Origin of the sequence: Streptomyces sp. NPDC008313, from assembly GCF_042956125.1 — a bacterium.
Classification (GTDB): domain Bacteria; phylum Actinomycetota; class Actinomycetes; order Streptomycetales; family Streptomycetaceae; genus Streptomyces.
The window spans coordinates 15,899-39,432 of the sequence record NZ_JBIBFR010000028.1; the positions used below are offsets into that span (position 1 = coordinate 15,899).

At 73.5% G+C, this 23,534-nt stretch carries 24 protein-coding genes; 14 read left to right on the forward strand and 10 right to left on the reverse strand.

Going from position 1 to position 23,534, the window contains the following annotated elements; all coding sequences use genetic code 11:
• Positions 1-42: 42 nt before the first annotated feature.
• The 3 genes from proP (at position 43) to ACFY93_RS29545 (ending at position 3,808) form a co-directional block, all read left to right on the forward strand.
• Complete coding sequence (gene proP, locus ACFY93_RS29535) at positions 43-1,455, forward strand: glycine betaine/L-proline transporter ProP (protein WP_391364619.1); 1,413 nt, start codon at positions 43-45, stop codon at positions 1,453-1,455.
• A gap of 169 nt (positions 1,456-1,624) precedes the next feature.
• Positions 1,625-2,986: a DUF2330 domain-containing protein gene (locus ACFY93_RS29540; protein WP_391364621.1), complete on the forward strand. Its 1,362-nt coding sequence runs from the start codon at positions 1,625-1,627 to the stop codon at positions 2,984-2,986.
• Between the two features lie 150 nt (positions 2,987-3,136).
• On the forward strand, positions 3,137-3,808 hold the full coding sequence (locus tag ACFY93_RS29545; protein WP_391364623.1) for a class I SAM-dependent methyltransferase: 672 nt from the start codon (positions 3,137-3,139) through the stop codon (positions 3,806-3,808).
• Between the two features lie 51 nt (positions 3,809-3,859).
• Here ACFY93_RS29545 and ACFY93_RS29550 read toward each other — a convergent pair whose 3' ends face one another.
• A complete protein-coding gene (locus ACFY93_RS29550) occupies positions 3,860-4,264 on the reverse strand; it encodes a hypothetical protein (RefSeq protein ID WP_391364625.1) in 405 nt (134 codons plus the stop codon).
• Between the two features lie 137 nt (positions 4,265-4,401).
• Between ACFY93_RS29550 and ACFY93_RS29555 the strand changes: the two genes are divergently transcribed.
• Positions 4,402-4,821, forward strand: coding sequence for a DnaJ family domain-containing protein (locus ACFY93_RS29555; RefSeq protein WP_391364627.1), 420 nt, complete (start codon positions 4,402-4,404; stop codon positions 4,819-4,821).
• 66 nt (positions 4,822-4,887) lie between these two features.
• Here the strand turns inward: ACFY93_RS29555 and ACFY93_RS29560 are convergent, their stop codons facing one another.
• Both ACFY93_RS29560 and ACFY93_RS29565 read right to left on the reverse strand, forming a co-directional pair.
• Entirely contained in the window at positions 4,888-5,532 is a 645-nt protein-coding gene (locus ACFY93_RS29560; protein WP_391364629.1) for a hypothetical protein, read from the reverse strand.
• A gap of 14 nt (positions 5,533-5,546) precedes the next feature.
• Entirely contained in the window at positions 5,547-6,269 is a 723-nt protein-coding gene (locus ACFY93_RS29565; RefSeq protein WP_391364631.1) for a hypothetical protein, read from the reverse strand.
• Positions 6,270-6,479: 210 nt separating this feature from the next.
• Between ACFY93_RS29565 and ACFY93_RS29570 the strand changes: the two genes are divergently transcribed.
• Positions 6,480-6,998: a GNAT family N-acetyltransferase gene (locus ACFY93_RS29570; protein WP_391364633.1), complete on the forward strand. Its 519-nt coding sequence runs from the start codon at positions 6,480-6,482 to the stop codon at positions 6,996-6,998.
• Between the two features lie 130 nt (positions 6,999-7,128).
• On the opposite strand, the gene ACFY93_RS29575 is transcribed toward ACFY93_RS29570, so the two are convergent.
• Complete coding sequence (locus ACFY93_RS29575; protein ID WP_391364635.1) at positions 7,129-9,198, reverse strand: DHA2 family efflux MFS transporter permease subunit; 2,070 nt, start codon at positions 9,196-9,198, stop codon at positions 7,129-7,131.
• A 183-nt stretch (positions 9,199-9,381) separates the two neighbouring features.
• On the opposite strand from ACFY93_RS29575, the gene ACFY93_RS29580 reads away from it, so the two are divergent.
• Complete coding sequence (locus ACFY93_RS29580; protein WP_391364637.1) at positions 9,382-10,494, forward strand: peptidoglycan-binding protein; 1,113 nt, start codon at positions 9,382-9,384, stop codon at positions 10,492-10,494.
• 182 nt (positions 10,495-10,676) lie between these two features.
• Here the strand turns inward: ACFY93_RS29580 and ACFY93_RS29585 are convergent, their stop codons facing one another.
• Both ACFY93_RS29585 and ACFY93_RS29590 read right to left on the reverse strand, forming a co-directional pair.
• Positions 10,677-11,339, reverse strand: coding sequence for an HAD-IA family hydrolase (locus ACFY93_RS29585; RefSeq protein WP_391364639.1), 663 nt, complete (start codon positions 11,337-11,339; stop codon positions 10,677-10,679).
• 254 nt (positions 11,340-11,593) lie between these two features.
• The gene (locus ACFY93_RS29590) at positions 11,594-12,175 is read right to left on the reverse strand and encodes a TMEM165/GDT1 family protein (protein ID WP_391364641.1); all 582 of its coding nucleotides are present in this window, start codon (positions 12,173-12,175) and stop codon (positions 11,594-11,596) included.
• A gap of 578 nt (positions 12,176-12,753) precedes the next feature.
• Between ACFY93_RS29590 and ACFY93_RS29595 the strand changes: the two genes are divergently transcribed.
• The 4 genes from ACFY93_RS29595 (at position 12,754) to ACFY93_RS29610 (ending at position 17,018) form a co-directional block, all read left to right on the forward strand.
• Positions 12,754-13,398: a DUF1524 domain-containing protein gene (locus ACFY93_RS29595; RefSeq protein ID WP_391364643.1), complete on the forward strand. Its 645-nt coding sequence runs from the start codon at positions 12,754-12,756 to the stop codon at positions 13,396-13,398.
• Positions 13,399-13,555: 157 nt separating this feature from the next.
• Entirely contained in the window at positions 13,556-15,208 is a 1,653-nt protein-coding gene (locus ACFY93_RS29600; protein ID WP_391364645.1) for an alkaline phosphatase D family protein, read from the forward strand.
• 353 nt (positions 15,209-15,561) lie between these two features.
• Positions 15,562-16,026 (forward strand): DoxX family membrane protein, encoded by a 465-nt coding sequence (locus ACFY93_RS29605; protein WP_391364647.1) that lies wholly within the window; start codon positions 15,562-15,564, stop codon positions 16,024-16,026.
• A 356-nt stretch (positions 16,027-16,382) separates the two neighbouring features.
• Positions 16,383-17,018 (forward strand): VTT domain-containing protein, encoded by a 636-nt coding sequence (locus tag ACFY93_RS29610; RefSeq protein WP_391364649.1) that lies wholly within the window; start codon positions 16,383-16,385, stop codon positions 17,016-17,018.
• Between the two features lie 18 nt (positions 17,019-17,036).
• Here ACFY93_RS29610 and ACFY93_RS29615 read toward each other — a convergent pair whose 3' ends face one another.
• The 4 genes from ACFY93_RS29615 to ACFY93_RS29630 form a co-directional block, all read right to left on the reverse strand.
• Positions 17,037-17,267 (reverse strand): DUF2277 family protein, encoded by a 231-nt coding sequence (locus ACFY93_RS29615; protein ID WP_391364651.1) that lies wholly within the window; start codon positions 17,265-17,267, stop codon positions 17,037-17,039.
• Positions 17,268-17,391: 124 nt separating this feature from the next.
• Positions 17,392-17,976, reverse strand: a complete 585-nt coding sequence (locus tag ACFY93_RS29620; RefSeq protein ID WP_391364653.1) for a hydrolase — start codon at positions 17,974-17,976, stop codon at positions 17,392-17,394.
• 4 nt (positions 17,977-17,980) lie between these two features.
• Positions 17,981-18,421, reverse strand: a complete 441-nt coding sequence (locus ACFY93_RS29625) for a hypothetical protein (protein WP_391364655.1) — start codon at positions 18,419-18,421, stop codon at positions 17,981-17,983.
• Positions 18,418-18,876: a MarR family transcriptional regulator gene (locus ACFY93_RS29630; RefSeq protein ID WP_391364657.1), complete on the reverse strand. Its 459-nt coding sequence runs from the start codon at positions 18,874-18,876 to the stop codon at positions 18,418-18,420. Before ACFY93_RS29630 ends, ACFY93_RS29625 begins: the two co-directional genes overlap by 4 nt.
• Positions 18,877-19,256: 380 nt before the next feature.
• Here ACFY93_RS29630 and ACFY93_RS29635 point away from each other — a divergent pair, with 380 nt between their 5' ends.
• From ACFY93_RS29635 to ACFY93_RS29650, 4 genes are all read left to right on the forward strand, one after another.
• A complete protein-coding gene (locus ACFY93_RS29635) occupies positions 19,257-21,290 on the forward strand; it encodes a SpoIIE family protein phosphatase (RefSeq protein WP_391364660.1) in 2,034 nt (677 codons plus the stop codon).
• Between the two features lie 72 nt (positions 21,291-21,362).
• Complete coding sequence (locus ACFY93_RS29640; RefSeq protein WP_391364661.1) at positions 21,363-21,719, forward strand: hypothetical protein; 357 nt, start codon at positions 21,363-21,365, stop codon at positions 21,717-21,719.
• A 21-nt stretch (positions 21,720-21,740) separates the two neighbouring features.
• Positions 21,741-22,658, forward strand: coding sequence for a GNAT family N-acetyltransferase (locus ACFY93_RS29645; RefSeq protein ID WP_391364663.1), 918 nt, complete (start codon positions 21,741-21,743; stop codon positions 22,656-22,658).
• Between the two features lie 296 nt (positions 22,659-22,954).
• Entirely contained in the window at positions 22,955-23,446 is a 492-nt protein-coding gene (locus ACFY93_RS29650) for a hypothetical protein (protein WP_391364665.1), read from the forward strand.
• The last annotated feature ends 88 nt before the right edge of the window (positions 23,447-23,534 follow it).

Sequence of the window (23,534 nt, forward strand, 5' to 3'; positions counted from 1 at the left end):
CGGCCTGTCCCTGTCCCCGTCGAAAGGCAGGCGAGCGGAATCTTGGCGACCGTCGCTACCACCTCCCCCGTCGCACCCTTGTCACCGTCCTCGCGCGCCCCGGCCTCCCCGGCCCCCGGAGCGCCGCGGGCCACCGTCACCGATCCCGCCCTGGTGCGGCGCGCCGTCAAGGCCGCCGCACTGGGCAACGCGATGGAGTGGTTCGACTTCGGCGTCTACAGCTACATCGCGGTGACGCTCGGCAAGGTCTTCTTCCCCTCGGGCAACCCGACCGCGCAGCTGCTCTCCACCTTCGGCGCCTTCGCCGCCGCCTTCCTCGTCCGCCCGCTCGGCGGCATGGTCTTCGGGCCGCTCGGCGACCGCGTCGGCCGCCAGAAGGTCCTCGCCCTGACCATGATCATGATGGCGGCGGGCACGTTCGCGATCGGTCTGATCCCGTCGTACGCCACCATCGGCGTCGGCGCCCCCCTGCTGCTGCTCGCGGCCCGCCTCGTGCAGGGCTTCTCGACCGGCGGCGAGTACGCGGGCGCCACGACCTTCATCGCCGAGTACGCGCCCGACAAGAAGCGCGGCTTCTTCGGCAGCTGGCTGGAGTTCGGCACCCTCGCCGGATACATCGGCGGCGCGGGCCTGGTGACCCTGATGACGGCCCTGCTCTCCACCGAGGACCTGCTGTCCTGGGGCTGGCGCGTGCCGTTCCTGATCGCGGGCCCGATGGGAATCATCGGCCTCTACCTGCGGATGCGCCTGGAGGAGACCCCCGCCTTCGCGGCGGAGCTGGAGAAGGCCTCCCGCGAGGAGAAGGACCGCCCGAAGCCGCCGCTGCGCCACATGATCACCGGCCAGTGGCGGGCCCTGCTGCTCTGCGTCGGCCTGGTCCTGGTCTTCAACGTCACCGACTACATGCTGCTCTCGTACATGCCGAGCTATCTGACGAGCGAGCTGACGTACGACGAGACGCACGGCCTGCTCGTGGTGCTCGGTGTGATGGCGCTGATGATGGTCGTACAGCCCTTCGCGGGCGCGCTCACCGACCGGATCGGCCGCCGTCCGGTGATCGCGGCGGGCTGCGCCGGGTTCCTCGCGCTGTCCGTGCCGGCCGTCCTGCTCATCCGCCAGGGCAGCCTGCTCGCGGTGACCCTCGGCATGGGCGCGCTCGGCCTGCTCCTGGTCTGCTTCACCTCCGCGATGCCGGCCGCGCTGCCCGCGCTCTTCCCGACGAAGGTCCGCTACGGATCGCTGTCCATCGGCTTCAACGTCTCCGTCTCGCTCTTCGGCGGCACGACCCCGCTGGTCGTCACGGCGCTCATCGGCGCGACCGGGAACATGATGATGCCCGCGTACTACATGATGGCCGCGGCCGTCGTCGGCGGCGTCGCCGTCTGGTTCATGGCCGAGTCGGCCGGCCGTCCGCTGCCGGGCTCGGCGCCCGCCGTGGAGCCCGACCGGCGCTGACCAGGAGTGCGAGCCGCCCCCGGGGCTGCGCGGAGCAGGCCCGGGAAACGGGCTGGTAACCACCCGGAATCGTCTGGAACCACAGCCTCCGTCGTGTCGTCTGTGCCCCTGTCCGCCCGCGAGAGGCGAGCGGGCGGGGCCGAACGGCACGACGGAAGGGCCATCAGGGATGTTTCGGGGGAAGTGGCGCGGCGGGCCGGACGAGCGGAAGCCCGGCGGCGCGCGGCCTGATCGCGGGCTGCCGGCCGGTTCCGCACGGCGGCGGGGACGGGGCCGCGTCCTGGCCGTCGTCGTCGCGCTGCTCGGGCTCCAGCTCGGGTCGCTGGTGGCACCGGCGTACGCGTGCGGCTGCGGGGCGATGGTGCCGGACGCCGACCGGCACGTCAGCGTGGACCGCGAGGTCTCCGTCGTCCGCTGGGACGGGCGCGAGGAACAGATCGTGATGAGCTTGACGGTCGCCGGGGACGCCCACGAGGCGGCGTGGGTCATGCCGGTCCCGCACCGGGCGACGGTACGGCTCGGCGACCGCGCGCTGTTCGACCAGCTCGACGCGGCGACCGCGCCGGAGCACCGCACCCGGCACCACTTCTGGCCGGGCGACGGCGACTGGCCCTTCGACGGCTCCGACACGGTGGGCGACGGCGCCGCTCCCGGAGGCGCCGCCCCGTCCGCCGTCGGCGTCGTCGGCCGCGAGCGGCTCGGCCCCTTCGACGTCGCCCGCCTCACCGCCACCGACCCCGACGCCCTCGGCGACTGGCTCGCCGACAACGGCTTCGACCTCCCGGACCGCCTGAACACTGCACTGCGGCCGTACGTCGACCAGGGCTGGGAGTACGTGGCGATACGGCTGGCCCCGGAGACGGGCGGGGGCGAGGGCGGGGCCGCTTCCGGGCCCGGGGCCGCTTCCGGGTCGGGGGCCGCTTCCGGGTCCGGCGAGGGGCGGAACGCCAGCCCGGACGCCACCGGGGACGCCGGGAACTCCGGGAACGCTGGGAACTCAGGAGGCACCGGAAGCTCCGGGAACGCCGTGCTCGGCGGCACGCTCGACCCGCTGCACCTCACCTTCGCCAGTGACGAACTCGTCTACCCGATGCGCCTGTCCCGCCTCGCGCGGACCCCGCAGTCCCTGAGCCTGTACGTCCTGGCCGCCCACCGCATGGAGCCCGTCTCCGCGATCGGCGGCGACCGGCCCCGGGTCCGCTACGCGGGCCGGGTCCCGGCGGCGACCGGCGCGCTGGCCCGGCTCGCCCACGGCACGGACTTCCTGACGGCCCTGGACCAGGAGTTCCCCCAGCCGTCGCGGATCTCCGCCGACCACGAACTGCGGCCCGCCGCCTCGGACACCCCGTACCGCGAGGTCGTCTACACGGACCGGCTGCTCATGATCGGCGGCATCCCGGCCTGGCTGCTGACGGTGGGCGGCGCGCTGGTGCTGGTGGCCGCCGCGGTGATCCTGTGGATCTCGCGCGCCCGGCGCCGCCGGCCGGTACCGCCCCCGCCGCCGGTGTACGCGCCCCCGCCGATCGGCTGACCGCCGCCTCCGGCCCCGGGCCCGTCGCCCGGGGTCCAGCCGCCCGGGCCCGGAAATCCCTGACAGGCGCACCACCCGGCGATAGGGTCATTAGCGGACCTAGTTAGATGCCCTAACTAGAAGCCCTGTCCCGACGAAAGGCACTGGTGCATGAGCGAGTCGAAGCTCTGGAACGACGTCGACGACTACTTCACCGCCCTGCTCTCCCCCGCCGACGACACACTCGCCGCGGCCCTGCGCGACAGCGACGCCGCCGGACTGCCGCCCATCAACGTGGCGCCCAACCAGGGCAAGCTGCTCCAGCTCCTCGCCCAGCTCCAGGGTGCCCGCCGCATCCTGGAGATCGGCACGCTCGGCGGCTACAGCACCATCTGGCTGGGCCGCGCCCTCCCGGCCGACGGACGGCTGATCAGCTTCGAGTACGACGCGCGCCACGCCGAGGTCGCCCGCCGCAACCTCGCGCGCGCCGGCCTCGACGGCATCACCGAGGTGCGCGTGGGCCCCGCCCTGGAGACGCTGCCCCGGCTGGCCGACGAACGGCCCGAGCCCTTCGACCTCGTCTTCATCGACGCGGACAAGGTCAACAACCCGCACTACGTCGAGTGGGCGGTCAGGCTCACCCGTCCCGGCGGCCTGATCGTCCTCGACAACGTCGTCCGCGGCGGCGCGGTCACCGACCCGGGCAGCACCGACCCGAGCGTCCGCGGCACCCGGGCGGCGCTCCGGCTCATCGCCGAACACCCGAGGCTGAGCGGCACGGCGCTGCAGACGGTGGGCTCCAAGGGCTACGACGGGTTCGCCCTGGCCCGCGTCCTGCCCTGACGGGCCCCGCCCCCGTGACGACCGCGGCTGCGGCTCGCGCTCCGGCTCCCGCTACGCGGGCTCGTGGTAGAAGCCCACGTTCACGCTCTGCGGGCCGGTGCGGTCCAGGATGACCAGCTCACCGGAGCCGCCCCGCGGCAGCTTCGCCGTCCCCCCGTACGGCAGGGGCTGCGGCTGTCCCGCGGCGCCGGTCAGCGAGAGCCGCACCTCGGAGGACGGCTCGGGGTGCGAGCCGCGCAGCCAGGTGACCTGCCAGGTGCCGTCGGCCCCGCACAGGAACTCCAGATGGACGCGGGAGACGAACAGCCAGTCGTCCGGGGTGGCGAGCCGGCACAGCGCCCGGTCCCGTCCCACACGGAGTGCGGCCCCGGCCTCGCTGGGCGCGTCGGCCATCAGCATCCCGGCTGTCGCGCCCGCGTCCGCCCCGGACACCGAGGCCATGGTGAGTTCGAGCACGTGCGCTCCTTCGGTCCCAGCACTTCCGGCTGACCCAACTGATCCACTTGTCCTGACGTGCGACGCCACCGACGCACCGCCGCCGCATGATAATTCGCCGCCTCCTCCGCCCGCGCCCCGTCCTGCACAATGGATGCATGACCGAGCGCAAGCCACCTGGTGTCAGCTTCGAGTCCTGGACGGACCGGCAGATCCGCGAGGCCGAGGCGCGCGGGGAGTTCGCGGATCTCCCCGGTGCGGGCAAGCCGCTGCCGAGCGCGATCGACACGCCTTACGACGAGAACTGGTGGATCAAGCAGAAGATGGCCCGTGAGGGCCTCTCCGCGCTGCCGCCGACGCTGGCCCTGCGCAAGGAGGCGGAGGACGCGCTCGCGGCGGCGGCGCGCGCCCCCTCCGAGCGTGCCGTGCGCCGGATCGTCGAGGACATCAACGCCAAGATCCGCCCCGTCATGTTCCGGCCCCCGCCGGGCCCTCCCCTCGGCCTCAAGCCCTACGACGTCGAGGCGGTCGTCCGTGACTGGCACGAGCGGCGGGCCGGCGGAGCGGGAGCGGCGTAGCGACAGGAGGCCGCGCCCCGGTGTGATCCGGGGCGCGGCCTCGTCCGTCCGTACGACGGTCCCGCGTCAGAGCCGCAGCAGCCGTTCCGTCACCTCGCGGTAGTCCCGCAGGGCCAGCCGCAGTTGCTCGGTGTCGGTCGTCGCGGAGTCGCCGGTGCCCTTCTCGTGCCAGGTCCCGCGCAGGGCGCGCCGACGCTCGGCGACGGCGTCCGTGAAGCGGGCGGCGGCCTCCTCCAGCACCTGGTCCGCCTCCTCGACGGACGCGCGGGGCTCGTCCACGAATCCGCCCACCGCGTGCCGCAGCCGGGTTCCGAGCGTGTCGCAGGCGTCGTGCGGGAGCAACGGGGTCTCGTGTGCCGGGCGGGCGGCACGGTCGCGGCCCTCGGCGGCGGCGCCGGTGTCCTCGTGGAACTCACGGGACTCGTGGAACTCACGGGGCTGGTGGGGCTCGTGAGCGGCCCCGGTCTCGCCGAGCGCGTGGGACTTGTACGGCGTCGGGGTGGCCGCCCGAGGTGCTCCGTCCAGGACTTTACCCGGCGCCGTTCCCCGGCCGTCCCGTGCGCCGCCCCTCGCGCCGTCCCGTGTGCCGTCCCGTGTGCCGTCGGGATTCGGCATGTTCGGGCCGTCCGGGGCGTTCTCGCGGGCCGCGGCCCTCTCGCGTTCCTCGACGGTCCCTCGGCTCGTACGCTCCTCGGGCGTCAGATCTGGCATGTCTCGCAAGGTGCTCAACTCCCCTTGGCGTGGTTCCGGTTGAGGGACCACGGCAGATGGGCGCGGCCACCGGAGGCGGCGCCCTCGGTACGGGTGGTGTGCGGGCGGCCGTCACCGGTGGCGGCCGCGGCGTCGGTGTCCGTGCGGTGGCGGCCGCCGTCCCGGCGGCCGGCGGTCATGAGGTCGTCGAAGAGCGCACGGGCCTCGACCATGGCCTCACGGAGTTCCTCCGTGTCCGCGCCGTCGGTGCCGTGGCCGTGCGCGGAGCCGTTCGCGCCCGGGTGCGCCGCCCGGTGCACCCGGCGGTAGCCGTGGAGGTGGTGGCCGTGGTGGACGGAGAGCGCCTCGACCTGCTCGTCGTAGCGGTCGCCGGCCGGGAAGCCGCGCTCGGCGGCGAGTTCACCGAGCAGCCGGTCCGCCTCGGCCACCGCCTCGCGGGGCGAGTCGACGAAGCGCTCCTGCGCCGCCGTCCAGCGGGTCGCGTAGCGCTCGCCCGCCGCCGGCTCCAACGGCCGCATACGCAGCGACCCGTGGCGCCTGACACGCTCCGTGAGGTCGCGTTCGGCGGCCTTCACGTCGCCGTCGTGCCGGGCCACGGTCCGGTCGTACTCGGGCCCGAAGCGCCGCTGCAGGCTGCGCCCGCCCCGCGGCCTCCGGGAGAGGAGGACAAAGGCGGCCGCGACGAGGACAACGGCCACCACAATCACGATCAGAGCAATGATCACGCCTGTGGACATGGATGCCTTCCGGGGTTCTCGACCCGACGGGCCGGTTCTGCAACCGGGTTGCCGCAAAGGCCTTCCTCAAACGGCGTCCGTCACTCAGCGGAGCGAGGCGCTACGGGCCTCCGCTCTCCCCGCGCGCGGCCCCCACGAGCCCGCGACGGCCGCCGGTGCGCCCGTAATCCGGTTGCGTCCGGGGGGCCGCGCGCCGGGACAATGGCGGCCATGACCCGTACGACGGCGGACTGGAACGTCGCCCCGCAGCCCTTCGACTCCCCGGTCGCCGCCGCTCTGTGGCGGGCGTACTACACGGAGGTCAGTGACCGCTGGTACCAGCTCCACGAGGGGCGCCCGACCGGCCCCGAGGAGCTGGAGCGGGAGGTCGCGGCCGACACCGGGGACTATCTCGCGCCGCCTGGCGGGGAGTTGCTGGTCGCCCGGTACCGGGGCGAGCCGGCCGGCACGGCCGGGGTGCGGATGACGGACCCGGTCACGGCCGAGCTCAAACGGGTGTTCCTGCACAAGGAGTTCCGCGGCCTCGGCGGCGCCCGGCTCCTGGTGACGGCCGCCGAGGACGCGGCCCGCGCGCTGGGCGCCGAGCGGATCGTGCTCGACACCCGCCACGACCTGGTGGAGGCCCGCGCCCTCTACGCCCGTCTCGGCTACGAGGAGACGGAACCGTACAACGACAGCGAGTACGCCGAACACTGGTTCGCGAAGAAGCTGTCCCCGCTCACCGCGTAGCGCCGGTCGGCCGATTCACGGGCGCGGGCCGTCCGCCCCGCGCCCGGAACGCCCGTCGGGCCCACACCCGTCGCTGCCACACCCATCGCTGCCGCTCATCGCGGCCGCGTCCGGAGCGCCCGTTCGCGGCTCACGCCACCCTGCCGTACGGGCGCGGCGCCCCCTTGCCCTGGGGGCGTTCCGCGTCCGAGCCGCACAGCTCGGCGTTGAGCTGCTCTACGAGCCGGGACAGGTCGGTGGGCCGGTCGGGACCCCACCAGTCGCCGAGCAGTTCGGCCAGCGACTCCTCGCGGGCCGCGGAGAGTTTCGCGGCCGCCTCACGGCCCTTCTCCGTCAGCACCATGTCGATGCCCTCCCGTACGGCGAGGCGGCGCTCCTCGACCTGCCGGGCGGCGGCGATCACGACACTCAGCGGCAGGGCGCTGCGCTCGGCGAGCACCGCGGGCTCGACCCAGCCGAACTTCCTCATGCGCAGCAGCAGCCAGCCGGCCGCGGGCAGCAGGTCGTACCCGGCCCGTTCGGTGATCTTCTCGTAGATCTCGCGGCGGCCCTCCCGGCTGCCGAGCGTGGACAGTGCGCGGCACACCTCGTCGTAGGACGAACGCTCCACCGGGTTGCTCGCGAGGGTCTCCGTGGTGTCGGGAGCGGTGACCGCGGCCCGCAGCGGGTCCTCGCGCAGGAACCAGGCGAGGACGAAGCCGAGGAGGGCGACCGGGGCGGCGTACAGGAAGACGTCGGTGATGGCGGACGCGTACGCGTGCAGGACGGACGGCCGCAGGTCCGCGGGGAGCCGGGCGATGCCCTTGGGGTCGGCCTTGAGCGCGTCCACGTCGAGTCCGGCGGGCAGCCGCCGCCCGCTGAGCGCGGCGGTCAGCTTGTCGCCGAGGCGGCTGGAGAAGACCGTGCCGAAGATGGCGACGCCGAAGGACGCCCCGATGGAACGGAAGAACGTGGCGCCGGAGGTGGCGACGCCCAGATCCTCGTACGAGACGGCGTTCTGCACGATCAGGACCAGCACCTGCATGACCAGGCCGAGGCCGAGACCGAAGACGAAGAAGTACGCGCTCGTCTCCCCGGCGCCGCTGTGCTCGTCGAGCTGGTGGAGCAGCAGCAGGCCCACGGCCGTGACGGCGGTGCCCACGACCGGGAAGACCTTCCAGCGGCCGGTTCGGCTGACGATCTGCCCGGACACCGTCGAGGAGAGCAGCAGACCGAAGACCATGGGCAGCATGTGGACGCCGGACATGGTGGGCGTGATGCCGTGCACGACCTGGAGGAACGTCGGCAGATAGGTCATCGCGCCGAACATGGCGAAGCCGATGATGAAACTGATGACGGCGGCGAGCGTGAAGGTGCGGACGCGGAAGAGCTTCATCGGGAGGACGGGTTCGGCCGCCCGCCGCTCCACGGCGACGAAGGCCACCGCGAGGAGGACACCGAGCACCGCGAGCGCGATGATCTGCGGCGAGCCCCAGCCCCAGGTGGTGCCGCCGAGCGAGGCGACCAGGACCAGGGCGGTCGCGACGGAGGCGATGAGGAAGGTGCCGAGGTAGTCGATGACGTGCCGGGACGAGCGCCGGGGAATGCGCAGGACCGTCGCGATCACGGCGAGCGCGATCACGCCGACGGGCAGGTTGACGTAGAAGACCCAGCGCCAGCTCAGATGCTCGGTGAACAGTCCGCCCAGCAGTGGCCCGAGCACACTCGTCGCTCCGAACACGGCTCCGAACAGCCCCTGGTACCTGCCCCGCTCCCGGGGCGGGACGATGTCGCCGACGATGGCCATGGACAGCACCATCAGGCCGCCGCCGCCCAGCCCCTGAAGGGCGCGGAAGGCGATGAGCTGCGGCATGTTCTGCGCCATACCGCACAGCGCGGAGCCGACCAGGAAGATCACGATCGCCGTCTGGAACAGCCTCTTGCGGCCGTACTGGTCGCCGAGCTTGCCCCACAGCGGGGTCGCGGCCGTCGAGGCCAGCAGATACGCGGTGACGACCCAGGAGAGGTGTTCGAGGCCGCCGAGGTCGCTGACGATGGTCGGCAGCGCGGTCGACACGATCGTCTGGTCGAGCGCGGCGAGCAGCATGCCGAGCAGCAGCGCGCCGATCGAGACCAGGACGCTTCCGTGCGGGTGCTCGTCCGCCGGCGGTGCCTTCCTCCTGGACAGCGTCGCGTCCGTACCCCGCGTCTCCTCGGTCATAGGGACCTCCCAGGGCCCGGCTCTCGGTCGAGTTCCATCCTGATCGGTGTGTCCCGTTATGGCCTGTTGAGTCCTCTCCGTGACCGGAAATCGGGGGGTGCCTGGGAGATTCGGGGGGCGCCTGGGAGATTGTGTGCGGGAGATCTGCATAATCTCTGGAGTTCACAGGGGGAGGGACTACGCGTGAGTGAGCCGAACGGGCACGTCTGCCCCGAGTGCGGGACACCGCGGGGGCGGGACGGCACACCGTCGTGCCCGTGCACCCGTCGCGTCTCCGACGCCCTGCGGGACGCCCGCACGGCGGAGGCGGCGGCCGCGGAGGACTTCGACCCGCTGCGCATTCGGCCGTACGTGGAGCTGGGGGGCTCCCCGGCCGCCGAGGCGGGCGGCGAGGGCACGCAGAGCGGTACGGGCGGTACGGGCCCGGGGGCGAGCGCCGACGGCGCCGAGGGCCGGAGCCGCACCGGAGGCGGCTACGGGACCGGCTCGGGCTACGGGACCGGCTCGGGCTCCGGTGCCGCTCCCGGTCCGGACGCCGCCCCCGGTCCGGACGCCGGTGCCGGGCGCGTCACGGGCGGCGTCGCGGACCTGCACCTGTTCCCGGAACCGGCCGCCTCCGAGCCGTCCGCCTCCGAGCCGGACGCCTTCGGGCCGTCCGCCCCGGCGCCCGAGTCCGCCGGAGGCGACGGACCGCCCCCGCGCCGCCGTCGTGTGCTGGCGCTGAGCGCCGCCGGGGCCGCCGTCGTGGCGGTCGCGACGGCGGGAGCGTTCGCGGCCGGGCTGCTGTCGTACGAGAAGCCCGCGCGGGACGGGGCCGCGGCGGACGACGTACGGGCGAGTGTGCCGCAGGAGTCGTCGGCCGCCGGCTCGGTCGCACCGTCCGCCACCGGTTCGGCCGGCCCGTCGTCGGGGAGCGCGTCCCCGTCGGCCGGGGCGAGCGCGTCGCCCTCGGAGTCCGCGTCGAGCGCGTCGGCGAGTCCGTCGCGCTCCGCGACGCCGAGCCGGACGCCCACGACCGCCCGCGCCACCGGTTCCGTACGGCCCACCGACGACGGCGGGGACCGCCACACGGGCCAGGTCCTGCGGCCGGGCGACCGGGGCCGCGAGGTCACGGAACTCCAGCAGCGCCTGCGGCAGCTGTACCTCTACATGGGTGACACCGACGGCGACTACGGCCGCGACGTCGAGGACGCGGTACGCCGCTACCAGTGGGCCCGCGGCATTCAGGCCGACGAGCAGGGCGTGTACGGGGCGGCGACCCGCACGAGCCTGGAGTCGGAGACCAGGGAGCCCTGAGGCACCCCTGAACCGCCCCCGGCGGAGCGGCCCGCCCGCCACGGCGGCCGGTCTGTGCGCGGGCCGCCCGGGAGGCCCGCGCGGAACGTCCGTCCGGCGCGGGACGTCTCCGGCGCGAGGGCCTGCCGGTCACGGCGGTCAGCCGGTCACGGCGGTCACCGCGGTCCCGGCGGTCCCGGCGGTCAGCCGATGTGCAGCCGGACCGTGCCGTCCCCGGCCGCCTCGACCCGCACCTGGGTGAGGTCGCGGACCAGGACGTCCGGGCCGTGCAGGGCGGCGCGGGGGCCGACACCGACCACACGCATACCGGCGGCACGGCCCGCCCTGATGCCCGCCCCCGAGTCCTCGAAGACGACGCAGTCCTCGGGCGCCACACCCAGCTCGGCGGCGCCCTTCAGGAAGCCCTCGGGGTCCGGCTTGCTCGCCCCGACGGACTCGGCGGTGACACGCACGTCGGGCAGGCCCAGACCCGCGGCGCCCATCCGGGCCGTGGAGAGCGCCACGTCGGCCGAGGTGACCAGGGCGTGCGGCAGTCCGGCGAGGGAGGCCAGGAAGGTCTCGGCGCCGGGTATCGCGATCACGCCGTCCATGTCGGCCGTCTCCTCGGCGAGCATGCGCGCGTTGTCCGCGTGGTTCTGCTCCATGGGCCGGTGCGGCAGCAGCACCGCCATCGAGGCGTAGCCCTGCCTGCCGTGCACGACCTTCATGACCTCGTCGCCGTCGAGCCCGTGGCGGTCCGCCCAGCGGCGCCAGCAGCGCTCGACGACGGCGTCGGAGTTGACGAGGGTGCCGTCCATGTCCAGCAGAAGGGCGCGGGCGGTGAGAACGGTGGTGGCGGCCGTCATCGGAGGCTCCAGGAAGCGGGACAGTGAAGTGGGGGCAAACGCGGGGAAGGGGCCCGGCACGGTGTCCGGGGCCCCGGGAACAAGGCGGCCCCGCCCGCCGGTCAGGGAGGTGCGGACGGGAGCCACTTTGTTTCTACACGATACAAAACCGGGGCCCCGGACGCCACCGCTTCGCGCCGGACACTCGTCACGGCGACGGGCCCGGGTGTCCGGCGGGCCGGGGCCGGTGCGTCCGGCGGGCCGGGGCCTCGGACTCAGCCCGCCACCGCCTCGTACAGGCTCCAGATCCCGAGCCCCAGCATCAGCAGCGCGGCGATCTTGGTGATGAGTTCCAGCGGCACGCGCTTCATCAGCGCCTTTCCGCCGATGATGCCGAGCGCGGCCACCGACCAGAGGGCGAGGACGGCGCCGAGACCGACGGAGAGCGGGTCGTCGTAGCGGGCGGCGAGGTTCGCCGTCATGATCTGGGTGAGGTCGCCGAACTCGGCGATCAGGATGAGCATGAAGCCCGCCCCCGAGACCTTCCAGAAGCTCTGGTTCTCGGGCTTGCGGACCTCCTCCTCGTCCTCGCCCTTCTTCATCAGGAGCACGGCCGCGCCGCCGAGGAAGAGCACGCCGGTGAGCGCGTGGACGATCTGCTGCGGCAGCAGCGTCAGCACGCTGCCCGCCGCGACGGCGAGCACCACGTGCAGGGCGAAGGCGGCGGCGACACCGGCGAACACGTAGGAGGCGCGGTAGCGCGTGCCGAGGACGAGTCCGGCCAGGGCCGTCTTGTCCGGCAGTTCGGCAAGGAAGACGACGCCGAAGACGAGCGCCATCACGCTGATGCTGATCAAAATTCCTCAATCGGTCGGGGCCGCCCCACCGAGAGTGCTGTGACCGCGTACGACACCCCGGCACGGCAGCACACGGACGTGCCCGCGCCGGTGGCACGGGCAGTGCACTGCTGGCCGAAGGTCTCGCCGGCCTGCCCCGCGTGACGCGGGACCTGCCTCCGGGCGCCGGCTCAGCGAGCTGAGCAGTATGTCGACGGTCCGGCGAAGAGCTACTCCCCTTCTGCGCCGTCCATGGTACGCGACCGGCCCCCACCTCCCCGCATCACGCCCCGCCGGGCCACTCCCGCCCGCCTCCACGGCACGCGCCCCCCGGAACCCGCCACCCGCACGCATCCCGCTCCCCGCGCCACCCGGAACACGCCGCCCGCACGCCGCCCGCTCCCCGCACGGCACACCCGGACAGCGCCCGGACGCACGACACGAACACACAGCCACGGGAAAACCTGTGCGACCGAAACCCTTGTCGTGTCATGCGCACGTCACTAGCTTCTCACCCGGCGCACATCTCCCCGCAATGCGGCGCCGCGAGCATGTGCTCGCCCGCACGGCCGGCTTCCCCCCACTCCAAGGGAGTTCACATGTCCAAGGTCTACGCGCGTCGACGGCTGAGTGTACTGGCGGCCGCCACCGGCCTGATAGCCCTGGCCGGGCTCTTCCAGAGCCCGGCCGCCTCCGCGGCACTGCCCACGCCGGTCAGCGCCGCCACCGCCCGCGGCTACCTCGCCTCGCTCACCGTGGCGACGGAGAACCGCACCGGCTACGACCGGAGCCTGTTCCCGCACTGGATCACCATCAGCGGGTCCTGCGACACCCGTGAGACCGTCCTCAAGCGCGACGGCTCGAACGTCGTCACCAGCTCCACCTGCGCCGCCACCAGCGGCACGTGGAAATCCGTCTACGACGGCGCGACCTGGACCGCCTCGTCCGACCTGGACATCGACCACCTCGTCCCGCTGGCCGAGGCCTGGGACTCCGGCGCGAGCAAGTGGACCACCTCCCGGCGCCAGTCGTTCGCCAACGACCTGACGCGTCCCCAGCTCATCGCCGTCACGGACAACGTGAACCAGTCGAAGGGCGACCAGGACCCGGCCGAGTGGATGCCGCCGCTCAGCTCGTACGCCTGCACCTACGTCCGCGCCTGGGTCCAGGTGAAGTACTACTACGGCCTCTCGGTCGACAGCGCGGAGAAGTCCAGGCTGACCTCGGTCCTGAACGGCTGCTGAGCCGCCGCGGGACCGGCCGCCGGGCCTCCGCCGCAGCGGCCCGAGCCACGGCAGTCGCCGCGCGGCTCGGGCGGCTCGGGCGGCCGACACTCCCGGATCCTCGCCCCTGGCCCCCGTCGTTCCGTACCGTACGGGACGACGGAGGAGGGTGATCACCATGGCGAACCTGCGCCTGGGACCGCTGCTGAGGTACGTCGGCGGCACGTCCGCGACCATCTGGGTCGAGACGAGCCGGCCCTGCACCGTGGAGGTGCGCTGCGCCGGGGACGCCCGCGGGGGCGCGGCCACCTTCCAGGTCGCCGGGCACCACTACGCGCTCGTCCCGGTCACCGGACTCACCCCGGGCACGCCCACCGCGTACGAGGTGCTGCTGGACGGCGCGCCCGTGTGGCCGCTCCCCGACTCCCCCTTCCCGCCCTCCGTCATCACCGTGCCGGAGGAGTCGGCCGAGGTGGTGCGGGTGGCCTTCGGCTCCTGCCGCTGGGCCGCGCCCCCGGCGGACGAGAAGGACCCGGTGGGCCCCGACACGCTGGACACCCTGGCGGCCAGGATCGCCGGACGCGCCGAGGGCGAGCGGGCCGATGTGCGGCCGGACGTGCTGCTCCTGCTCGGCGACCAGGTGTACGCGGACGAGGTCTCCGACGCCACGCGCGAGTGGCTCGGCGCCCGACGGGACCTGTCACAGCCTCCGGGCGCCCAGGTCACGGACTACGAGGAGTACACCCACCTCTACTACGAATCGTGGCTGGACCCGGAGGTGCGCTGGCTGCTGTCCACCGTCCCCAGCTGCATGATCTTCGACGACCACGACGTCACCGACGACTGGAACACCAGCGCCTCCTGGGTCGCCGACATGCGCGCCAAGCCCTGGTGGAGCGAGCGCATCGTGAGCGGCCTGATGTCGTACTGGGTCCACCAGCACCTGGGGAACCTGCCCCCGGAGCAGCTGGACGCCGACCCGCTGTACGCGGCCGTCCGCGCGGCTCCGGACGGCACCGACGCCCTGCGCGCGTACGCGGCCCGGGCCGACGAGGACGGCTCGGCCCGCTGGAGCTACCGCCGCGACTTCGGGCGCGTACGGCTCGTGATGGTCGACAGCCGGGCGGCCCGCGTCCTCGACGAGCAGAACCGGGCGATGCTGAACCCGGGCGAGGCGACGTGGGTGCGGGAGCAGATGCTGGAGGAACCGGGCTCGTACGACCATCTGCTGATCGGCACCTCGCTGCCCTGGCTCCTCCCCCACCTGGTGCACGGCACCGAGGCCTGGGACGCGGCGCTGTGCCGGGGCGTGCGCGGGCCCCGGTGGGCGCGGTTCGGTGAGTGGCTGCGCAGGGCGGCCGACCTGGAGCACTGGGCGGCGTTCCCGGCGTCCTTCGACGACCTCGCCGCGCTGATCGCCGAGGCCGGTTCGGGCGAGCGGGCCCCGGCGACGGTGTGCGTGCTCTCCGGGGACGTGCACCACGCGTACATCGCCGAGCCCTCCTGGCCCGGCACGCGAAAGCCCGCGTCCCGGGTGCTCCAGCTGACCTGCTCCCCGGTCCACAACTCCATCCCGCTCTCGATGAGGCTGAGCTTCCGGCTCGGCTGGAGCGGTCTGGGGCGGCTCGTCGAGCAGGGGCTCCGGCGGCACGGCCGCGAGCGCCGCCCCGCCGTCCGCTGGCGCAAAAAGGGCGGTCCCTGGTTCGGCAACCAGCTGATGACCCTGACGGTGCGCGGCCGTTCGGCCTCGCTGCGGCTCGAACAGGCCCGGCCGGGCGGGAAGGGCGGCACCCGCCTCACCACGGAACACGAGTCCGTACTGACGCCCTGACACCTCCCGCGCCCCGCTCCGGCCCCTCCTGGGTCCGCCCCCCGCGGCCCCCGCCCGCGCCGCTCACCTCGCTCCAGTACGGAGTCGAGGTGACCCGCGCCGCCTTGGGCGAGGGCTTATTCAGCCATGGCGCTTTCGGTCACGCTTTCGATCCCCGTTCCAGGCGCCCCTGGGGCCACTCAAGCCCCTCACGTGCGGCGGCACCTCTGGCGGGGCCCCGAAAACGAGCGGAACCCATGGCGCAATGTTGAACTTGCAAGCAATTATTAGGTTCACCTAACGTGGTGGCCCCACTCGGTTCCGCTCCCCCGGACCGGCCCTCCCCAGGCCGGCCAGACCGAAGGAGTCCCCACATGACCGGTCGCCTCGACAGCGCCCAGCACTACGCCATCGGCCTCTTCCGCATGGTCGTCGGCCTGCTCTTCGCCTGTCACGGCGCCGCCTCGCTCTTCGGCGTCCTCGGCGGCGCGATGGGCGGCGGCTCCATACCCGCGGGCACCTGGCCCGGGTGGTACGCCGCCGTGATCCAGCTCGTCGGCGGCACCCTGGTGCTGCTGGGGCTCGGTACCCGCGCCGCCGCGTTCGTCTCCTCGGGCTCGATGGCGTACGCCTACTTCGACGTGCACCAGTCCCACGCGCTGTGGCCGATCCAGAACGGCGGCGAGCCGTCGGTGATGTTCTGCTGGACCATGCTCCTGCTGGTCTTCACCGGCTCGGGCGCCTTCGGCCTCGACCGGCTGCTCACCCGCCGCGCCGCCACGGCCTCCGCCCCCGCCGGCGCCGGCCCCGCCACGGACCAGAGCCCGATCGCGGCCTGAGCGGCCGAAGGGCCCGAGGGCGCCGCACCGGCCGGAGGGCCCGAGCGCACGGCCCGTCGGGCCCGAGGGCCCGGCGTCCCGTCCCGGACCCGGTGTCACGGACCCGCGTCCCGGACCCGCGCTCCGGACCCGGCGTCACGAGCCCGTCCGCGGCCGGAAGGGACGCCCCGTCACGTTCCGGTGCATCCGGTGCATCCGGTGCATCCGGTGAACATTACGTGTCGGACACGGGAACCCCCCATGGATCTCTCTGTCACAGGTGCGGCGTACGCTGTATGGCTGTCACAGGCCGCCCTGCCGCTCCCCGCCTCGCCGCGGCGTGGTCGCGCCTACGGGGGAGCAGCAGGGGAGTTTCGGTGCTTGAGAGTGTGGGGCCGCTGATCGGCAGCCCATGGATCTATGCCGCGGTGGCGGTGTCGGTCCTGCTCGACGTGTTCCTGCCGGTACTGCCGAGCGGGGTCCTGGTCATCACGGCGGCGACCGCGGCCGCCGCGGGCTCGGCCACCGGCGCCGTGCCGCGCGAGGTACCGGACATCCTCGCGCTCACGCTCTCGGCGGCCACGGCGTCGGTGCTCGGCGACATGGTCGCGTACCGCCTGGCCTGGCGCGGCGGGGAGCGTCTCGACCGGGCCATCGCCCGTTCCCGCCGCCTGACCAGCGCGCAGGAACGTCTCGGCGCGGCTCTGGCACGCGGCGGCGGCGCGCTGGTCGTCATCGCGCGCTTCGCGCCCGCAGGCCGCTCGGTCGTCTCCCTCGGCGCCGGGGCGGCGCACCGCCGCGTACGGGAGTTCCTGCCCTGGTCGATGCTGGCGGGCCTCGCCTGGGCCGCGTACAGCGTTGCCCTCGGCTATTTCGGCGGGCAGTGGCTGGGCGCGACCTGGCTGGCCACGGGCGTCTCCTTCCTCGCCCTCTTCGCGGCGGGTGCGGGAGCGGCCTTCCTGGTGCGCCGCCCGACGAGACCCGAGCCGTCCTCTCCGCCCACCGCGCTGTAACCGGCCGCCCGCCGCGCTCTAGCCCGCCGCCCGCTGCGCGGCTCCCCGCACCTCCAGGTTGCCGAGCAGTTCCGCCGTCGCCTCCGCGATCACGTCGACGGCCCGCTCGAACACCTCCCGGTTGTGCGCGGCGGGCGCCCGGAACCCGGACACCTTCCGCACGTACTGCAGGGCGGCCGCGCGGATCTCCTCCTCGGTGGCCTCCTCGGGAAGGACGGGCGGCCGCAGGGTCTTGATGCTTCGGCACATGCGTCCAGTCTCGCGCGAGGGCGGCCGTCGCGGCAGGCCCGGGCGCCGGTCAGTGCGTCACGGGTCAGTACGTCACGGGTCAGTACGTCACGGGTCAGTACGTCACGGGTCGGTGCGTCACGGGTCAGTCCCGGGTCTTGGCCAGCGTTTCGAGGACCTCGGCCGTGGTGCCGCTCTCGCCGAGGCGCGGGAAGATCCGTTCGAGGCTGTTGCGGTGGGCCTCGGCGTCGAGGTCGGACATGGCGTCGGTGGCGAGGGTGACGTGGTAGCCGTGCTCGTGCGCGGCGCGGGCGGTGGACTCGACGCCGATGCTGGTGGCGATCCCGGTCAGCACGATCTGCGTGACGCCGCGCCGGCGGAGCTGCACGTCGAGGCCGGTGCCGTGGAAGGCGCCCCAGTTGCGCTTGGTGACGGTGACGTCCTCCGGGTGGCCGGCGAGTTCGGCGACGACCTGGTCCCAGCCCTCGGGCCGGGTACCGGCACGGCCCGCGGCCTCGGTACGGCCGGGCACGGCGTCCGCTCCGTCGGCGGCGAAACTGACCCGGACGAGGACGACCGGGAGGCCGTGGCCGCGGAAGGCGTCGGCGAGCTCGACCGTGCGGGCGACCACGTCGGAGGCCGGGTGGGGTGCGGTGGGCGCGCCGACGATGCCGTTCTGCAGGTCGATCACGACGAGCGCGGTACGGGGGTCGAGGGTGGTGAGAGCCATCGGATCAGGCCTTTCGGGGGGTGAGGTTCCGCAGGGAGCGGTCCAGCAGGGTCGCCGTCAGGAGCAGTACCGCTCCGGCGAGCATGAACAGGGCCAGGTGGTGCAGGCCCGGGGTGTGGGCGCCATGGGCGAAGAAGGCCGCGTCGGCGGCGGAGGCGGCCATGGCGCCCATGTACGTGAAGGTGCGCAGCAGACCCGCGGCGGAGCCCATGCGGGCGGCGTCGGCCTGCCGGTAGAGGGCGCTCTGATTGGCCAGGCCGATGAGTCCCTGGGGCACACCGACCATGGTTCCGACAGCGGCCGGCAGCCAGATCGCGCTGCCGGAGTGCACCAGCAGCAGCCCGGGTTCAGTACCGGAACCGAGGATCATCGGGGTGATCAGGCGCCGGTCGAAGGCGTCCGCCGGGCGCGGGCGGGACCGCCCGGTGCGGAGCGCGGGTCTCACGGCCCGGTCAGCCGTTCCACCAGGGCCAGTGCCTCGATGAGGGTCTGCCGCTCGGCCTCCGTGCAGCGGTCCTGCAGCGCCCGCGCGAGCCATTCCTCGCGGGCCTGCCGGTTCCCCTCGGCCCGCTCGCGGCCGGCGTCGGTCAGGGTGATCAGCTGGCGCCTGCCGTCGCCCGGGTCGGGGTTGCGTTCGATCAGGCCGTGCTGGTCCAGCGCGGCGAGCGTGGCGGCCATCGACTGCGGACGGACGCCCTCGGCGGCCGCGAGGCCGCTGGCCGTGGCGGCCCCGCTCTTGTTCAGCAGGGTCAGCGCGGACACCTGGGACGGCGAGAGGTCCCGCGTCTCGGCGACACCCCTGAGCCGCCGCCGCAGCCGGCTGAACACCACACGCAGGTCCCGCGCCGCCCGAGCGGCGGACCCGGAGACCGCCTCGTCGGCCGCGCCCGTCTCTTCCATGCCGCCCACCGTAAAACCCTCAGTCCAGACTGTCCAGTTCCACCTGCACAGCCTGGGCTGAACAACCTGGACGGACGGACGGGCGGACGGGAGGGGCGGGAGGGGCGGACAACCTGGACGGACGGGCGACCCGGCGCGGACGGGCGACCCGAGCCGACCGCGCCGGGTCAGGGCGGTCAGGCCGGTCCGGGCGCCTGAACCGACCAAGTCACCCGGGACCGCCCGGCCCGCCCGGCCCGCCCGGAGGGGGTGGTACCGGTGGCGCGGCGCCGACTCGCGCCCCGGGCCGACATCGGGGTCCAATATGAAGGAAAGGGGCGTAAGCAGCCCGGGCCGCCGGAGAGGCGTGGATCAGCGATGACGGACGGCGGCTGACAGGCATGGTGGGACTCGCCGTCTTCGATCCGGCTCCGGTCGCCGTGGTGATCACCCGGGGCGCCGACCACCGGCTCGCGTACACCAACGCGGTCTACCGGGAGACCTTCGGGGACCGGCCGCTGGGCCAGCCCGTCCGCGCCGCCTTCCCCGACCTCGCGCAGACCGGCTACTTCGACATCTTCGACCGGGTGCTGACGACCGGTCTGCCCGAAGTGCTCACGGCGGTCCCCCTCGACATGGTCTACCCCGGGGGTACGGAGGGGGAGACCCGCTACTTCTCCTTCAGCATCTCCCGCGCCACGATGAGCGACGGCGGCCACGGAGTGCTGGGAATCGTCGTCGAGGTCACCGCGCAGGTGACCGCGGCGGACCGGATCCGTGTCCTGGCCGAGGAGCGCCGCCGGACCCTGCTGCGCTACCGCAGCCTGGTGAGCGCCGGATCACAGATGGTGTGGGTGACCGCGGCGGAGGGCGGCGTCATCGAGCCCAGTTCCGGCTGGGAGCGGGTGACCGGACAGAGCTGGGAGGAGTTCCGCGGCGACGGGTGGATCGACGCCGTCCATCCCGACGACCGCGCGTGCATCACCACCCGGTGGAAGCAGGCGCTGGACGAGGTCGCTCCCCTGTTCACCCACACCTATCGGCTGCGACTGGCAGACGGCCGCTACCGGCACTTCGCCGTCCAGGCCGCTCCGGTCCGCGACGGGGACACGGTGATCGAGTGGGTGGGCACCTGCAGGGACATCGAGAACGAGTGGCAGGAGGCCCGCCGCGAGGAACTGCTGGCCCGCGCCGTCGAGGCCACCTCCGACACCGTACGGCTGGACGAGATGCTCACCGCACTCACCGGCGTGATCGTGCCCGACCTCGCCGACAGCTGCACCATCTACGTGCTGCCGCAGGCGCTGGGCCGCTCTCCCGGCACCCGGCTGACCGCGGAACGCGTCGCCGCGGCCACCCGTGAGGGCCTGCCCGGTCTGCCTCCGCACCACGAGGCGCACCTGAGCCCCCACAGTCCCCTCGCCCGCGCCGCCGACCAGCGCCGCCCCGTCCACGCCGTCTTCCCGCCCGGATCGCCCCCGCCCGAACTCGCGCCCCCGGGGGAGGAGCCGTGGCTCGCCACCGGAGCCAACAGCGTGGTCCTGCTGCCCGTCGTCGTCGACGGGACCACGACCGCCGTGGTCACCGTCTCCGTCAGCGGCAACCGCCCGCCTCTGGGCCAGGCCGAGATCGACCTGCTGGCGGCGCTCCTGGAGCGGGCTCACGCTCCGCTCAGCAACGCCCTGGAGTTCCAGCGCACCCGGCAGGTGGCGCTCGCCCTCCAGCGCAGTCTCCTCACCGACCCGCCGGACGTGCCCGGTCTCGGCATCGCCGTACGCTACCGGCCCAGTACCGCCGCGGCCGAGGTCGGCGGCGACTGGTACGACTCCTTCCTGCTGCGTGACGGTGCCCTCGCCCTGGCCATCGGAGACGTCGCCGGACACGATCTGCCCGCGGCGGTCACCATGAGCCAGCTGCGCAACATGCTCCGCGGACTCGCCCTCGACCGCCAGGAACCCACCGGCGAGATCCTGCGCCGCCTCGACGTCGCCGTGCAGACCCTCTACACCGAGTGCACCGCCACCTGCGTACTGGCCCGGGTGGAGGCCGCACCGCCCCCGGGCTTCCAGCTCCGCTACTCCGTGGCCGGGCATCCCCCGCCGCTGCTCGTCGAGGCGGACGGCACCGCGCGCTTCCTGACCGGGGCCGGAGGTCCGCTGCTCGGGCTCATGCCCGCCCCCCACCACACCACCGCCGCCGAACCGCTTCCCGCCGGCTCCACCCTGCTGCTGTACACGGACGGACTCGTGGAACGACGCCATGAGGACCTCACCACGGGCCTGGAGCGGCTGCGCCGGCACGCGACGGCCGCACACCGGCTGGAGCTGGAGGCCTTCTGCGACGAACTGCTCGCCGAGATGCTGAGCGTCGACGGGGACGACGACGTGGCCCTGGTGGCCCTGCGGCTGCCTTCCACGGCTCCGGCGACGGAGTGACCCGGCGCTCCGGAGCGGCGGATTCCGGGAAGCCTGTCGCATCGCAAAATCGAACAGGCGTACCATTGCCGCGTGGCTGAGACCTATGACTTCCCGAGTGACCTCCTGTCCGGTCAGGAGGAGTTGCATCAGGTCCGGGCCGAGCTGCTCGCCCTCCTGAAGCGACTCCCCTGGTCGGTGGAACCCCTGGACGGCTTCAGCGACGACAACGGCTGGCGCAAGGTGGAACGCCCCGCCTCCCCCGGCTGGACCCCGGACGAGCAGGCCGAGGTCGAGAAGCTGCGCCGCCGGGAACGGGAACTCGCCGTCTTCGTCACCTGCCACCGCTTCTGGTCCGAGATCACGGCCCCGGACCAGGTGGACGCCCGCATGAGCCTGAAGCACCACGGCGGGCACGGAGGTCCCGAGGACTCCGACTCAGGTTCATGACAACGTGGCTAGTGTGACCGGGTGACAGATTTCGGGATTCTCCGCGACCGCACCGCATGGCAGCAGGACTTCGAGCGGCGGCTGCTCGCCGCGTACACGGCGGCCGGGCTCGGCACGGCCGCCGCGGAGAGCATGCTCGGGAAGGTATGCGCGGGCATCGGGGACTGGACCGTCGCCGAGATCACGGACGCGGGGACCCCGGTGGGGCACGTCGCGGTGGTGGTGGCCGACGACCACGGCACACCCGCGGGCCGCATCGGCGACCTCCACGTCGACCCGCCTCACGCCGGCCGGGGGCACGAGCGGGCCGCGCGGGACTGGGCGGAGGCTTGGTGCGCGGAGCGCGGGGCACACCGGCTGGACGTACGGCTCACCGAGCCCGCGGGCGGGCTGTTCGACGCCTACGGCGTCCGGGGCCAGCTCAGGACCCGGCACATCGCCGCCCCGCCGGAACCGCTCGACGGCGTCACCGCACGGCCGATGACACCGGCCGAGTATCCGCAGTGGCTCAGCTCCGAGAAGGCCGGCTACGTCAGCGGCATCGTCCGGTCCGGAGCCCTGAGCCCGGAGGACGCCGTCCGCAAGTCCGACCGCGACTTCGCCGGGCTGCTTCCCGAGGGCCTGTCGACGCCCGGCAACTCGTTCCTCGTCCTGGAGGCGGAGGGCGAGCCGATCGGCACCGGCTGGCTGAAGCACGGGTACCTGCCGGGGACCAGCTACGGCTACTCGCTGCACGTCGACGAGAAGCACCGCGGCAGGGGCTACGGCCGGGCCGCGATGGCGGTGGGCGAGCGGACCACGCTCGCGGCCGGCGACTCGGCGCTGATGTTCACGGTGTGGGGCGGCAACGAGGTGGCGATGAACCTGTACACGAGCGCCGGCTACCGCGTCCTGACCGAAGACCGCTCCCTCCCCCTCAGCCGCCCCGCGGCTTCCTGACGCGCCGAGCCGCAGCACGACACAACCGCCGCCCTTCCCCCCGACGGGAAGCGGGCGCCCTCGTCACCGTTCGTCCGGGACCGTCCCGACGGGCGCGCTGCCGCGTCCGTGCCCCCGCCCGCCGAGTTCCGCGTCGAGCGCCTCCCGCGCCACCCGCGACCTCGGCGTAGGCGGGTCCCCGCAGCCGCCGCATCGACCTGACGAGGGTCACGAAATCATCATCTCCCTCACTCCTCCTTCACATCTCACCCTCCTGGGCCCTACGGTCACTTCACTCGAACGCCCTGGGGGACGAAGTGACCAACCCGTACACCGCTCCGCTACCGCCGTCGCCCCGCCCGCCCGACACGCGCCCACTCCACAAGCGCGTCCTCGTCTGGATCGGCGGCACGGCCCTGCTCGTCACGGGCGCGCTCATAGGCTCCAGCGGGGACGACGGTCAGCAGCCCGTCGAGGCCAAGGCCAAGCCCGCGACGACCGTCACCGCGACGCTCACGGCCACGCCCGAACCCGCCCCGACGGTCACCGAGACCGAAACCGTCAAGGCCAAGGCCAAGCCTGTTCCCACCGTCACCGTGACCAGGACCGCCAAGGCCAAGGCGGCCGACAGCGGCACCAGCGGCCAGGACAGCACCGGCACGTGCACGATCGTCTCCAGCTCGGGCAACTGCTACTCGGCGGGCCAGTTCTGCCGCAACAGCGACCACGGCGCCGTCACCACCACCGCGAGCGGCTCCCGGGTCAAGTGCGCGTACCGTTCGAACGCGTGGCGCTGGAGCTACATCTGACGGCCCGTACAGCCCACCGTGCCGCCCGCGCAGGGGGGACCACAGGAGAAGGCCGGGCCCCGACCTCCGACACCCCGCACCGGCCCGC

Bases quoted from the DNA above. Each gene is read 5' to 3' on its own strand.
- ACFY93_RS29540 (WP_391364621.1), top strand. From the start codon at position 1,625: ATGTTTCGGGGGAAGTGGCGCGGCGGGCCGGACGAGCGGAAGCCCGGC.
- ACFY93_RS29545 (WP_391364623.1), top strand. From the start codon at position 3,137: ATGAGCGAGTCGAAGCTCTGGAACGACGTCGACGACTACTTCACCGCC.
- ACFY93_RS29555 (WP_391364627.1), top strand. From the start codon at position 4,402: ATGACCGAGCGCAAGCCACCTGGTGTCAGCTTCGAGTCCTGGACGGAC.
- ACFY93_RS29560 (WP_391364629.1), bottom strand. From the start codon at position 5,532: ATGCCAGATCTGACGCCCGAGGAGCGTACGAGCCGAGGGACCGTCGAG.
- ACFY93_RS29565 (WP_391364631.1), bottom strand. From the start codon at position 6,269: ATGTCCACAGGCGTGATCATTGCTCTGATCGTGATTGTGGTGGCCGTT.
- ACFY93_RS29570 (WP_391364633.1), top strand. From the start codon at position 6,480: ATGACCCGTACGACGGCGGACTGGAACGTCGCCCCGCAGCCCTTCGAC.
- ACFY93_RS29575 (WP_391364635.1), bottom strand. From the start codon at position 9,198: ATGACCGAGGAGACGCGGGGTACGGACGCGACGCTGTCCAGGAGGAAG.
- ACFY93_RS29585 (WP_391364639.1), bottom strand. From the start codon at position 11,339: ATGACGGCCGCCACCACCGTTCTCACCGCCCGCGCCCTTCTGCTGGAC.
- ACFY93_RS29595 (WP_391364643.1), top strand. From the start codon at position 12,754: ATGTCCAAGGTCTACGCGCGTCGACGGCTGAGTGTACTGGCGGCCGCC.
- ACFY93_RS29600 (WP_391364645.1), top strand. From the start codon at position 13,556: ATGGCGAACCTGCGCCTGGGACCGCTGCTGAGGTACGTCGGCGGCACG.
- ACFY93_RS29605 (WP_391364647.1), top strand. From the start codon at position 15,562: ATGACCGGTCGCCTCGACAGCGCCCAGCACTACGCCATCGGCCTCTTC.
- ACFY93_RS29615 (WP_391364651.1), bottom strand. From the start codon at position 17,267: ATGTGCCGAAGCATCAAGACCCTGCGGCCGCCCGTCCTTCCCGAGGAG.
- ACFY93_RS29620 (WP_391364653.1), bottom strand. From the start codon at position 17,976: ATGGCTCTCACCACCCTCGACCCCCGTACCGCGCTCGTCGTGATCGAC.
- ACFY93_RS29630 (WP_391364657.1), bottom strand. From the start codon at position 18,876: ATGGAAGAGACGGGCGCGGCCGACGAGGCGGTCTCCGGGTCCGCCGCT.
- ACFY93_RS29635 (WP_391364660.1), top strand. From the start codon at position 19,257: ATGGTGGGACTCGCCGTCTTCGATCCGGCTCCGGTCGCCGTGGTGATC.